This window comes from Micromonospora sp. LA-10, assembly GCF_051853095.1.
In the GTDB taxonomy this organism is placed as follows: domain Bacteria; phylum Actinomycetota; class Actinomycetes; order Mycobacteriales; family Micromonosporaceae; genus Micromonospora; species Micromonospora echinospora_A.
The window spans coordinates 4,667,314-4,679,142 of sequence record NZ_CP195710.1; the positions used below are offsets into that span (position 1 = coordinate 4,667,314).

General features: G+C 73.0%; 12 protein-coding genes and 2 tRNA genes. 9 read left to right on the top strand and 5 right to left on the bottom strand.

Features of this window, described 5'->3' with window-relative positions; genetic code table 11:
- Window positions 1-5: 5 nt before the first annotated feature.
- From ACSDG8_RS22095 to ACSDG8_RS22115, 5 genes are all read left to right on the top strand, one after another.
- The gene (locus ACSDG8_RS22095) at window positions 6-515 is read left to right on the top strand and encodes an RNA polymerase sigma factor (RefSeq protein WP_210900124.1); all 510 of its coding nucleotides are present in this window, start codon (window positions 6-8) and stop codon (window positions 513-515) included.
- Window positions 505-1,434: a hypothetical protein gene (locus ACSDG8_RS22100; RefSeq protein ID WP_439427205.1), complete on the top strand. Its 930-nt coding sequence runs from the start codon at window positions 505-507 to the stop codon at window positions 1,432-1,434. The genes ACSDG8_RS22095 and ACSDG8_RS22100 overlap by 11 nt, the downstream gene beginning before the upstream one ends.
- Window positions 1,435-1,484: 50 nt before the next feature.
- Window positions 1,485-1,558, top strand: a tRNA-Met gene (locus ACSDG8_RS22105).
- A gap of 242 nt (window positions 1,559-1,800) precedes the next feature.
- Window positions 1,801-2,571, top strand: a complete 771-nt coding sequence (locus tag ACSDG8_RS22110) for a hypothetical protein (RefSeq protein WP_210900121.1) — start codon at window positions 1,801-1,803, stop codon at window positions 2,569-2,571.
- Window positions 2,572-2,706: 135 nt separating this feature from the next.
- Window positions 2,707-2,783 (top strand) — tRNA-Met (locus ACSDG8_RS22115).
- Window positions 2,784-2,821: 38 nt separating this feature from the next.
- On the opposite strand, the gene ACSDG8_RS22120 is transcribed toward ACSDG8_RS22115, so the two are convergent.
- Entirely contained in the window at window positions 2,822-3,397 is a 576-nt protein-coding gene (locus tag ACSDG8_RS22120) for a TetR/AcrR family transcriptional regulator (RefSeq protein ID WP_210900118.1), read from the bottom strand.
- Complete coding sequence (locus tag ACSDG8_RS22125; protein ID WP_210900115.1) at window positions 3,384-4,916, bottom strand: MFS transporter; 1,533 nt, start codon at window positions 4,914-4,916, stop codon at window positions 3,384-3,386. The genes ACSDG8_RS22120 and ACSDG8_RS22125 overlap by 14 nt, the downstream gene beginning before the upstream one ends.
- A gap of 99 nt (window positions 4,917-5,015) precedes the next feature.
- Here ACSDG8_RS22125 and ACSDG8_RS22130 point away from each other — a divergent pair, with 99 nt between their 5' ends.
- Entirely contained in the window at window positions 5,016-5,264 is a 249-nt protein-coding gene (locus ACSDG8_RS22130) for a hypothetical protein (RefSeq protein WP_210900112.1), read from the top strand.
- A gap of 44 nt (window positions 5,265-5,308) precedes the next feature.
- On the opposite strand, the gene ACSDG8_RS22135 is transcribed toward ACSDG8_RS22130, so the two are convergent.
- Window positions 5,309-6,634, bottom strand: a complete 1,326-nt coding sequence (locus ACSDG8_RS22135) for an ABC transporter substrate-binding protein (protein WP_210900109.1) — start codon at window positions 6,632-6,634, stop codon at window positions 5,309-5,311.
- A 121-nt stretch (window positions 6,635-6,755) separates the two neighbouring features.
- Here ACSDG8_RS22135 and ACSDG8_RS22140 point away from each other — a divergent pair, with 121 nt between their 5' ends.
- Window positions 6,756-7,589, top strand: a complete 834-nt coding sequence (locus tag ACSDG8_RS22140) for a phosphoribosylaminoimidazolesuccinocarboxamide synthase (RefSeq protein ID WP_210900106.1) — start codon at window positions 6,756-6,758, stop codon at window positions 7,587-7,589.
- Window positions 7,590-7,592: 3 nt separating this feature from the next.
- Here ACSDG8_RS22140 and glpK read toward each other — a convergent pair whose 3' ends face one another.
- Entirely contained in the window at window positions 7,593-9,077 is a 1,485-nt protein-coding gene (glpK, locus tag ACSDG8_RS22145) for a glycerol kinase GlpK (protein ID WP_210900103.1), read from the bottom strand.
- Window positions 9,078-9,141: 64 nt separating this feature from the next.
- Between glpK and ACSDG8_RS22150 the strand changes: the two genes are divergently transcribed.
- Window positions 9,142-10,080 (top strand): ribose-phosphate diphosphokinase, encoded by a 939-nt coding sequence (locus ACSDG8_RS22150; protein ID WP_210900100.1) that lies wholly within the window; start codon window positions 9,142-9,144, stop codon window positions 10,078-10,080.
- 39 nt (window positions 10,081-10,119) lie between these two features.
- On the opposite strand, the gene ACSDG8_RS22155 is transcribed toward ACSDG8_RS22150, so the two are convergent.
- Window positions 10,120-10,587, bottom strand: a complete 468-nt coding sequence (locus ACSDG8_RS22155) for an ATP-binding protein (protein WP_210900097.1) — start codon at window positions 10,585-10,587, stop codon at window positions 10,120-10,122.
- Window positions 10,588-10,702: 115 nt separating this feature from the next.
- Between ACSDG8_RS22155 and macS the strand changes: the two genes are divergently transcribed.
- Window positions 10,703-11,824, top strand: coding sequence for a MacS family sensor histidine kinase (macS, locus tag ACSDG8_RS22160; RefSeq protein WP_184688257.1), 1,122 nt, complete (start codon window positions 10,703-10,705; stop codon window positions 11,822-11,824).
- The last annotated feature ends 5 nt before the right edge of the window (window positions 11,825-11,829 follow it).

An 11,829-nucleotide genomic window follows, 5' to 3' on the forward strand; every position in this document is an offset into this window, starting at 1 on the left:
GGCACATGCGTGACGCGAACAGCTTCGACGACTTCTACCGCAGCACGTCGGGGCGGGCCATCCGGTACGGCTACGCGGTGGCCGGCGACCCGGCCGAGGCCCAGGACCTCGTACAGGAGGCGTACGCGCGGGCCTGGCGGCAGTGGGCGAAGCTCGCCGCCCATCCCGCCCCGGAGGCGTGGCTGCGGCTGGTGATCAGCCGGCTGGCGACCGACCGGTTCCGGCGGCTGCGCGGGTGGCGTCTCGCGGCCAGCCGCACCGGGCCGCCGCCCGACGTCGGACCGCCGGGCGAGGACACCGTGCTGCTGGTCGGGGCGCTGCGGCAGCTCCCGCCCCGGCACCGGCAGGCGCTCGCCCTGCACTACCTGTTCGACCTGCCGGTGGAGGAGATCGCCCGGGAGGCCGGGGTCCCCGTCGGCACTGTGAAGTCCTGGCTGTCCCGGGGCCGGGCCCGGCTGGCCGAGCTGTTGCCCGGCGTCGCCGCCGAGGAGCTGGAGGTCAACGATGTCGCCTGAACTGCACCGCTACTACCGGTCCCTCGCCGCCGACACCGACGAGCGGGTGCTGCCCGCGCCGGACCGGCTGCGCCGCAGCGCCGACCGCTGGACCCGGCGCCGCGCCGCGCTGACCGTCCTGGCGGTGGCCGGGCTGGTCGGCGGCACGGTGGCCGGCAGCCAGCTGGTGCTCGCCGCCGGGCCGGCTCCGAACCCGGCTCCGCCGCCCGCGGGTACGCCGAGCCCGCAGCCGTCCACCGTCGCGCCCTCGGTCGCGCCGTCGTCGCCGGCCCCGCCATCGCCGTCCGTCGGCCGTACCCCCGGCTCGCGGAGCCCGGCGGTGACCACCACGCCTCCGGCCGCGGTCACCCCGACCACCATCCCGGACCGGGCGTTCTTCGTCCTGCCGGCCGCGAACGACGCGGGTACCGGCAACTACTTCGGCGAGGGACCGGTGCTGCCGGCGCTCTGCGGCGCGAGCCCCGGCGACGAGCGGGTGGTGGCGCAGCGGGCCCGGTCGGTGCCGTACCGCCGGGCCGGGGCCCCGGCCGACGAGGTGCCGTCCGGCAACTACCGCCAGACCATCACGATCTACCGGGCCGGCGGCGCGGGCGCGGCGCTGGCCGAGCTGCGTGCGGCGGTCCGGGCCTGCCCCGAGCAGCCCGCCCGGGGCAGGCCGGCGGTGACGGTACGGCAGCGGCTGCTGCCCGACACCGGGTACGGCGACGAGTCGGTGCTGTTCGAGACGCGGACGCCGTACCGGGACGCGAACGGCGATCCGAGCGGCGGCGACGAGGTGCACCTGATCCGCGCGATCCGCTCCGGTGACGTGGTGACGGTGCTGTGGGAACAGGGCTGGGAGAGCACCTCGACCGAGCGCGCCCAGTTCGACGCGGACAGCCGCCGGGCGGTCGAGGCGATCCGGCGGTGGCTGGACTGAGTACCCGTTTTGCGCCGCCGCGGGTCGGTGCGCTACGGTTGTCGAGCCGACGCGGGGTGGAGCAGCTCGGTAGCTCGCTGGGCTCATAACCCAGAGGTCGCAGGTTCAAATCCTGTCCCCGCTACTCGTGACGAAGGGTCCCGGAGTTCTCTCCGGGGCCCTTCGCCGTTCCCGACCCCTGGCTCGGGTTCACCCGCTGTTCGGCTCGCACCGCCGTCATCGTGGCCTTCCCCGACGGAACCTCCGCGTATTCGGCGCCGCACTTCAGCCGGGGAAGAACAGCCATTCAGGTGGAACGGCCGTGTGAAGAGTCTGCGCGCCATTCGCGGAGACGGCTGTGGTGGTACGTGAGTGGATAATTGAAATATGGGCATGCTTGAGGTCTCGTTCGTTATCGGGACGGCAGCGGCGGGTGCGGTCTTGATCGGGGTCTGGATCCGGACTCGCCATCATCGGGAGCGGGTTGCGATCTTGGCGTTGGTCACCGGCCTCCTTGCCACGGTTGCGGCCTTCGCTCAAGTGGCGATGGTCGTCTTTCCGATCCAGGCGTCGCCCAATCCCAGTCCGTCGAGTAGCCCCGCACTCGCCGCGTCGAGCAGCGCTGAGCCCAGTCCGTCGAGCAGTGCCGAGCCGACAGCGGCATGCAAGTGGACCGTGTTGTCCGGCCTGGCCAGGGCAAATCCGGAGAAGGTTGGCAATCTGGTCTTCTGCCCGACGCGGATAAACAACGGCGACGTCCCGATTGCCGGCCCGTTCACTCTGGAGGGCCAGGTCATCGGCCCGGTTGAGGAACGTAGAAAGCTCTTCCTCATGGTCCAGGCCGCCCGGAACACCTGCACCACGGAGGGAAAGCCGCCGGCGCCGGGCCGGTTCCTGCTCAATCAACCGGTCGATTTCGAGACGGGCGGCGGGGAATGGGAGTACTTCGACGATCTCGGTGGATTCCCGCAGTCTGTGACGCTTGGCAGGACCTTCCAGTTCGCCACCGGATCCAAGGACGTTGTGCAGGGCCTCTACGACCGGCGGGAGGAGTGGCGGCAGGAAGGGATCACCAGGCTGCCTCCGGGGATCACGATCCTCGCCACCTTCAAGATCGCGCCCGGCAAGGTGAAGGGCGCGCTCCCGTGCGGAGGGTGACGTACTCCGTCCCGATTTCACCGGAGTTGTCGGGATGAGGCCGCCGACCGTCGGGGGCGCCCCTAACGGAACGCGGCCGGGATCGGGGACCCGGCTGATCTCCAGGATCGGAGTGCGATAAGCTTTACGAGCCGACGCGGGGTGGAGCAGCTCGGTAGCTCGCTGGGCTCATAACCCAGAGGTCGCAGGTTCAAATCCTGTCCCCGCTACCAACGGTCAGGCCCGGAATCCACGGATTCCGGGCCTGAACTCATTCCGGGGCCGTCTCGGTGAGGGCGAGCAGTTCCTCGCGGGCCAGCCGGAGCTGCTCTTCGGTGACGTAGGCGGTGCCGATGCCGATGGCCAGCCCTTCGGCGGCGTACCGGACGGCCCAGACGCGGCCCGGCGGCAGGCCGTCGGCCTCGAAGGCGCGGTTCCAGCGTGCCGGGTCCTCCGGATCCACGGCGAGCACGTGCTCCATGCTGTCGACCCCGAGTTGCGCGAGCAGACCGGTGGCGCTGCCCAGTTCCGCCAGGTACGCGCTGTCTCCGGTGAGGGCGCGCACGTAGCCGCGCGTGAAGGCGCCGGGCCGGTCGTCCCCGGGGTCGACGTGGGCGTTCACCTCTTCCCAGAAACGGCTGATCACGTGCGCGACCAGGGCGGCGAGCAGGTCCTCCCGGGAGGGGAAGTGGTGCATGAGGCCGCTCTTGGTGACACCTGCCTCCTGGGCGATGGCGGCGAGGCTGACGTTGGCGCCGTGGCGGGTGATGACCCGTTCGGCGGCGTCCAGCACCGCTCGCCGGGTACGGGCGCGGTCGCGGATCAGGCGGCGTTCAGTGTCCGGCACGGGCACCTCCAGTGGGCACGGGCTCGGAGGGGATGACCTTCCACGCCACGACCGAGGCGGCGACCAGGATCACGGCAGCGACGAAGGTAGCCGACTGCATGGCCTGGGCGAAAGCGTCCTGCGCCGCGGCCACCACGCCGGGCGCCGGCGACCCGTAGACGGCCGCGGCCAGGGAGTCCTCCGCCAGCGCTCGGTCGGCGGCGGTGGTCCCGGCGGGCAGGGCCAGCGACGAGCGGTAGAGCAGTCCGTGCAGCGAGCCGAGCACGGCGATGCCGAGCGCGCCGCCCAGCTCGTACGCCGTCTCGGCCACCGCCGACGCGGCGCCCGCGCGCCGTTCCGGGACGGCGCCGACGACGGCGTCGGTGGAGAGCGTCATGGCGACACCGATACCGAGCCCGATGACGGCCAGGCCGATGCCCAGGCCCCAGTAGGCGCGCAGGTCGACGCTCAGCCCCATGACGGTGAGCCCGGCGGCGGCGACCATCAGTCCCAGCCCGATCGCGCGGCCCGCCCCCAGCCGCGACAGCAGGACGCCGACCAGCGCGACGACGAGCACCGCGGCGAGTGTCCCGGGAAGTTCGGCGGCGCCGGCCTTCAGCGGGCCGAAGCCGCGAACCAGTTGCAGGTACTGGGAGAAGAAGAACAGCAGCCCGAGGAACCCGAAGATGGCCAGCACGTTGGCGGCCAGCGCCCCGGAGAACGCCGGCACCTTGAACAGCGAGACGTCCAGCAGCGGCACCGCGAGCCGGTTCTGCCGGCGTACGAACCACCATCCGGCCAGCAGCCCCGTCGCGGCGGCCGCCACGGTGGGGGCGTCCACCCCGTTGCTGAACAGACGCTTGAGGGCGAAGACCAGCGGGACGACCGTGAGGATGGACAGCGCGGAGGAACCCACGTCGATCCGGGCCGGCGCCTCCCCCTTCGACTCGGGCAGCAGCAGCCGGCCCGCGACGAGAGCCAGCACCATCACCGGCACGTTGATCAGGAAGACCGAGCCCCACCAGAAGCGTTCCAGCAGCGCGCCGCCCACCAGGGGGCCGAGCGCTGCTCCCGCCGTGGCCCCGGCCGACCAGATCGCGATGGCCCGGGCCCGCTGGGCGCGGTCGGCGAACATCGACCGGACGATGGACAGCGTCGACGGCATCAACGTGGCGCCGGCCAGGCCGAGCAGGGCGCGGGCCGCGATCAGCACCTCCGGGGTGGAGGCGAACGCCGCCAGCACGGACGCCGCGCCGAACCCCACAGTGCCGATCATCAGCAGCCGTTTGCGGCCGATCCGGTCGGCGAGGTTGCCCATGGTGATCAGGAGCCCGGCGAGCACGAAGGCGTAGATGTCCCCGATCCACAGGATCTGGGTGGCGGTGGGCCCGATGTCCTCGGTCAGCGACGGGACGGCGAGGTAGAGGACCGTCCCGTCGATGGCCAGGAGCAGGACCACGAGGACGAGCACCACGAGGGCTGCCCACTCCCGCTTTCCGGCGCGTGCCTGTACGGGGCTCGTAGGCAGGGAGGATGTCATCAGCCAACCTTAACAGTCCAAATGGACGGCTAATCGTCGTGTCCGGGGAGATCTGCCCTCCGCCGCGCCCCGGTTGCGGGTCTCAGCGAGGATGGGGGCATGTCTGCATGGAACAAGTGGTGGGGCCGCCTGGGCGCGGTCCTCGGTACGGTCGTGCTCTCGGTGTTCGTGCCGGTCGCGGCCTGGGCCTCGTCGGGCACCGGCGAGATCGTGGTGGAGGCCGCACGCCGGCGCTCCCGCGGCGGGTTCGGCTTCCTCGGCCTGCTCTGCTGCCTCGTGGTGGTCGGCGGCATCGTGCTGCTGGTGGTGCTGCTCACCCGCGGCCGCCGCAACCGCCCCCCGCGCTGACGCGCCCCGCCGCACCCCCTCCGGCAGGTGGGGGTGGGGGCGGGTCAGCTCGCCAGCGCGGCGTTGGCCTGGGCCATGAAGCGCGAGGTCGCGGTGCGGGCGCCGGACTGCTTGCCGCGGATGCTCTCGGCCGCGTCGATCAGCAGGGTGCGCACCCTGGCGTGACCCTTCGGCGGCGGCGTGGGCGACGGACCGGCCAGCTCGTCCAGCTCGGCGCCGAGCGCGGCCATCCGCTTCTCGGACCGGTCGGTCACGTCCGCGACGACGAACGAGCGCACCTGCTTGCTGGCGTTGAGGCCGCGTTCCACGCCGAGGAGCCGGCCGGCGGCCACGTTCGTGGTCAGGAAGTCGATCACGTTCGCCACCACCTCCGGGTGGCGGGTGCCCTGGAAACCGGCCCAGTACATCGACGCCCGGGGCCACTGGGCGGCGGGCGTGCCCGGGAAGGCCACCGCCGCCAGCTCGTCGTCGGTCAGGCGTTGCAGCTCCGGCAACTGGTGCGACCAGGCGAAGGAGGCCGCGGTGTGCCCGGTGACCACGAGCTGGCGGGCCAGCTCGCCGCTGTCCGCCTGCTCGACCAGCGCGGCGCTCGGGGTGGCCCGGCTGAAGCGGGCCACCTCCCAGAACTCGAACCAGGCGAGCAGCTCGGCCGAGCTGAAACCGAGCTGCCGCCCCCGGTACATCTCGCTGCCCTGGCCGCGCAGCCAGAGCCAGAGCGCCCGGTAGTCGCCGGACGCGTCCATGGTGCCGGCCACCCGGTTGCCGGAGGCCCGGGTCACGCGGGCGGCCCAGGCGACGTACTCCTTCCAGGACATGCCGGTGCGCGGCTCGGGCTGGTCCAGCCGGCGCAGCAGCGCGCGGTTGAACACCAGCGCCGCGCTGGTCTGCGCGGCCGGCACGCCCACGGTCCGCTCGTCCACCTGGCCGTAGCGGGCCAGCTGCGCCGGCACCTCGCGCAGGTCGATCCGCCCGTCGGCGGCGTACGGGCTGAGGTCGAGCAGGATGTCCCGGCCGGCGTACTCGGCGAGCAGCGTGTCGTCGATCTGGAACAGGTCCGGCGGGTTGCCGCCGGTGGCCTGGGTGGCCAGCCGGTCGTAGTAGCCGCTCAGCCCCTGCCAGGTGACCCGGAAGCTGACCCGGGGGTTCTGCTGCGAATACAGGCGCAGCGCCTGCTCGGTGGCCGCCGCCCGCCGGTCGCCGCCCCACCAGAACACCGACAGCTCGACCGGGCCGTCGTCGGCGGCCGTCTCCTCCGGGCTGCACCCGGCCAGCGCCGGCAGCCCGCCGCCGAGCAGCGGCAGCCCGGCGAGCGCGCCGAGAAGCCGTCGCCGGTCGAGGCCGGGACGGGGTACGGACTGCGCAGCGGGCACGGATCTCTCTCCGAACGTCGGTGGACGGATCATTTCACCGGCCCCCGGCGGGGTGTCAACGCCGGGCGGGACCGCCGGTGGGCGCGCCGGGCGGCCCCGCCGGTCATGGTGTACTAGCGCCGTGGAACTTCTGCACTCGGGCAAGGTCCGGGACGTCTACGCCGACGGCGAGGACCTGATCCTGGTCGCCACCGACCGCGTCTCCATCTACGACGTGGTGCTGCCGACCCCGATCCCGGACAAGGGCCGCCTGCTCACCGCGCTGTCGCTGTGGTGGTTCGAGCAGCTGTCCGACCTGGTGCCGAACCACGTGATCTCCGCGACGGACGTGCCGGCGGAGTTCGCCGGCCGGGCGATCCGCTGCCGCCGGCTGGAGATGGTGCCGGTCGAGTGCGTGGCCCGGGGCTACCTGACCGGCAGCGGCTTCGCCGAGTACCAGCGCTCCGGCTCGGTCTGCGGGGTGCCGCTGCCCCGTGGCCTGGTGGAGGCGACGATCCTGCCCGAGCCGATCTTCACGCCGACGACGAAGGCCCCGAAGGGCGAACACGACGAGCCGATCACGTACGAGCAGGTGGTCGACAAGGTCGGGCCGGAACTCGCGGAGCGGCTGCGGCAGATCACCATCGACGTCTACCGGCGCGGCGCGGAGATCGCCGCCGAGCGGGGCATCCTGATCGCCGACACGAAGCTGGAGCTGGGCTGGGCGGCGGACGGCACGCTGGTCCTCGGCGACGAGGTGCTCACCTCCGACTCGTCCCGGTTCTGGCCGGCCGAGTCGTACCAGCCGGGCCGCGCCCAGTTCTCCTACGACAAGCAGTACGTGCGGGACTGGGCCACCGCCGCCGGGTGGGACAAGCAGCCGCCCGCGCCGGAGGTGCCGGCCGAGGTGATCGAGGCGACCCGGGCCCGCTACGTCGAGGTGTACGAGAAGCTCACCGGCAACCGCTGGGACTGACGCTCACTCGGCCCAGTCGAGCGTGCGCTGCACCGCCTTGTGCCACTGTCGCAGCTCACGCTCCCGGTGCGCCGGGGCCATGGTCGACTCCCACTGCGCGTCCGAACGCCACTTCTCGCGCAGCGTGGCCAGGTCGGGCCAGAACCCCACGGCCAGGCCGGCGGCGTACGCGGCGCCGAGGCACGTCGTCTCGGTGATCCGGGACCGCACGACCGGCACGTCCAGCACGTCGGCGAGGAACTGCATGAGCAGCTCGTTGCCGGTCATCCCGCCGTCGACCCGCAACCGGCGCAGCGCCACGTCGGAGTCGGCGTTCATGGCGTCGACCACCTCGCGCGTCTGGAAGGCGGACGCCTCCAGCACCGCGCGGGCCAGGTGCCCCTTGGTGATGTAGCCGGTCAGCCCGGCGATCACGCCCCGGGCGTCGCTGCGCCAGTGCGGGGCGAACAGGCCGGAGAAGGCCGGCACCACGTAGCAGCCGCCGTTGTCGTCGACGGTGCGGGCCAGCTCCTCGACCTGCGGGGCGCTGGAGATCAGGCCGAGGTTGTCGCGCAGCCACTGCACCAGCGAGCCGGTGACCGCGATGGCGCCCTCCAGCGCGTACACGGCGGGCTGGCCCTCGATGCGGTACGCCACGGTGGTGAGCAGGCCGTGCCGCGACGGCACCGGGCTGGCGCCGGTGTTGAGCAGCAGGAAGCTGCCGGTGCCGTAGGTGCACTTGGCCTCGCCGGGCTGGAAGCACGTCTGCCCGAACAGCGCGGCCTGCTGGTCGCCGAGCGCGCTGGCCACCGGCACTCCGGCCAGCACCCCCTGCGCGGTGCCGTACACCTCGGCCGAGCTGCGGATCTCGGGCAGCACGGCGGCCGGGATCCGCAGCGCGTCGAGCAGCTCCGGGGCCCAGTCGAGCGTCTCCAGGTCCATCAGCATGGTGCGGCTGGCGTTCGTCACGTCGGTGACGTGCCGGCCGGTCAGCTTCCAGATCAGCCAGCTGTCCATGGTGCCGAACAGCACCTCGCCGCGTTCGGCCCGCTCGCGCAGCCCGTCGACGTGGTCGAGCAGCCAGCGCAGCTTCGGCCCGGCGAAGTAGGTGGCCGGGGTCAGGCCGGTGCGGGACCGCAGCAGCTCCTGGTCGTACGTCCCGGCCAGCTCACGCAGCAGCGGGCCGGTGCGGGTGTCCTGCCAGACGATCGCGTTCGCCACCGGGCGGCCGGTCGCCCGGTCCCACACCACAGTGGTCTCCCGCTGGTTGGTGATGCCCACCGCGGCCAGCATCTCGGTGCCGATGTCGGCGCTCGCCAGCGCCTCGCGCACCACGTGCTCGACGTTCGTCCAGATCTCCTCGGCGTCGTGCTCCACCCAGCCGGGCCGGGGGAAGATCTGCCGGTGCTCGCGCTGGGCCACGGCGACGATCTCGCCGGCCCGGTCGAAGACGATGCAGCGCGAGGACGTGGTGCCCTGGTCGATGGCGGCGACGAACTCTGCGGTCACGGCAGCACCGTACCCGCCGTGAGCGTCCACCGCCTCCTCCCGCCGACCCGTACGATCAACAGACGTGCGTGACATTGCCGTGTTCAGCGGGTCGGCCCATCCGGACCTCGCCGCCGAGATCTGCGCCCACCTCCACGTCCCGTTGCATCCGGTGCGGGTGTCCCGGTTCGCCAACGACTGCCTGGAGGTGCAGTTGCAGGCGAACTGCCGGGAGCGCGACGTCTTCCTCATCCAGCCGCTGGTGCCGCCGGTGCAGGAGCACCTGGTCGAGCTGCTGCTCATGATCGACGCGGCCCGGGGCGCGTCGGCCGCCCGCATCACAGTGGTGCTGCCGCACTACGCGTACGCCCGGTCGGACAAGAAGGACGCGCCGCGCATCTCCATCGGTGGCCGGCTCGTCGCCGACCTGCTCACCTCCGCCGGCGCGCACCGGGTGCTGGCCATGACGCTGCACTCGCCGCAGGTGCACGGCTTCTTCAGCGTCCCGGTGGACCACCTGCACGCGCTGCGCGAGCTGGCCGCGCACTTCAAGGGGCACGACCTGAGCAACGCGGTGGTGGTCTCGCCGGACCTGGGCAACGCCAAGGAGGCCGCCGCGTTCGCGCGGATGCTCGGTACGCCGGTGGCGGCCGGCGCGAAGCAGCGCTTCAGCGACGACCGGGTGCAGATCAGCACCGTCATCGGTGACGTGACGGACCGGGACGTGATCGTGCTGGACGACGAGATCGCCAAGGGCAGCACGGTGATCGAGCTGATCTCGCACCTGCGCGAGCGGCGGGTCCGCTCGATCCGGCTGGCCTGTACGCACGGCCTGTTCTCCAGCGGGGCGCTGGAGCGGCTGAGCGCGCAGGAGGGCGTACTGGAGATCGTCTGCACCAACACGGTGCCGATCCCGGCGCAGAAGCGGGTGCCGAAGCTGGAGGTGCTGTCGGTGGCGCCGGCCCTGGCCGAGGCGATGCGGCGGATCCACAACGGGGAGTCGGTCAGCGCCCTCTTCGCCTAACCGTCGGCGGCCGGGCGGCCGGGCGGCCTGTCCGGCCGGTCAGCCGTCGCGCGGGCCGGTGGCGGACTGCCGGGTGACGAGCGCGGCGGTGATCCGGACGACCGTGCCGGCGTCGCCGGTCTCCACCTCCATCGTGTCGCTCAGCTCGCGGGCCAGCCACAGGCCCCAGCCGCCGGCGGTGTCCGGCGCCGGCCGGTCACGGTCGCGCAGCCGCCGCTCGCTGATCCCGTGCCCGTGGTCGGCGACCTCGCAGACCAGTTCGGCGTCGCGCTCCCAGAGCCGCAACCAGCCCTGCCCACCGCCGTGCCGCACCGCGTTGGTGATCAGCTCGTTGACCGCCAGCACGAAGTCGTCCAGCCGTTGGCCGGACAGGCCCGAGTCGCGCGCGCAGGAGGTCACCGAGTGCCGCAGCTCGGTCACCTGCGCCTGGCCGAAGGCCGTGGCGAGAAGGAGGGAAGGTTCGATGGGCACAACCGTACGCGGTGCGGGGAGTTCTGCGTCTGTCATGACCCCGTCCCGACGATGGTTCTCGACGACTTTCGCGGCATTTCAACCGTACGTCAGGGTTTCTCAGGCCGCACCGGCCGGGGTCCCCTCGACCGGCTGTGACATGGTGGCGCACATGCCGTCGTCCTCCGGCCTCGAGGGCCCGTTCTGGCGATCCATCGCGGTGTTCCGTTTCGCCGCGCTCGCGTACGTCGGACTGGTCGTGTTGCGCGACGCGGGCAGCTACGCGCACCCGGTCGCCGCGGGCGGCGTCCTGCTGGCGATGCTGGCCTGGAGCGGCGTGACGGCGGCCGGCTACGGCCGCCCGGCCGGGCGGCGCTGGCCGCTGCTGCTGGCCGACCTCGGTGTGGTGCTGGCGATCATCCTGGTCACGCCCTGGGTGGTCGGCCGCGCGGCGCTCGCCGCCGGTGTGCCGATGCTGACCGCCGCCTGGCTGGCCGGGCCGGTGCTGGCCTGGGCGGTCTCCGGCGGACGGCGGCGCGGCGCGGTGGCCGCGCTGGTGCTCGGCGGCGCCGACCTCGCCACCCGCGACCGGATCAGCCCGTCCGCGCTGACCGGGGCGATCCTGATGCTGCTCGCCGGTGTGGTGGTCGGGCACGTGGCCCGGCTGGCGGTACAGGCGGAGGAGCGGTTGCAGCGGGCGGTGGAGCTGGAGGCCGCGACCCGGGAACGGGAGCGGCTGGCCCGCGACATCCACGACTCCGTGCTCCAGGTGCTCGCGCTGGTGCGGCGGCGCGGCGCGGACCTGGACGGCGAGGCGGCCGAGCTGGCCCGGCTGGCCGGCGAGCAGGAGGCCGCGTTGCGGGCGCTCATCGGCCGGGCGGGCGCGCCACCGGACCCGGCCGGGGCCGAGCAGGACCTGCGCGACCTGATCGACAGGTACGCCTCGGCCACAGTCGTGGTGTCCGCGCCCGCCACGCCGGTGCCGCTGCCGGCGCGGGCCGCCGGTGAGCTGGGCGCGGCGGTCGGCGCGGCGCTGGACAACGTGGCCCGGCACGCCGGTGGGCGGGCCTGGGTGCTGATCGAGGACGAGGAGGAGACGGTGACCGTCTCGGTACGCGACGAGGGGCCGGGCATCCCGGACGGGCGGCTGGTCGAGGCCGCCGCGCAGGGGCGGCTCGGGGTGGCGCAGTCCATCCAGGGCCGGGTGGCCGACCTGGGCGGCGAGGTGCGGATCGTGTCCGCGCCGGGCGCGGGCACCGAGATCGAGCTGATCGTGCCGAGGAGCCGCGGGTGAGCATC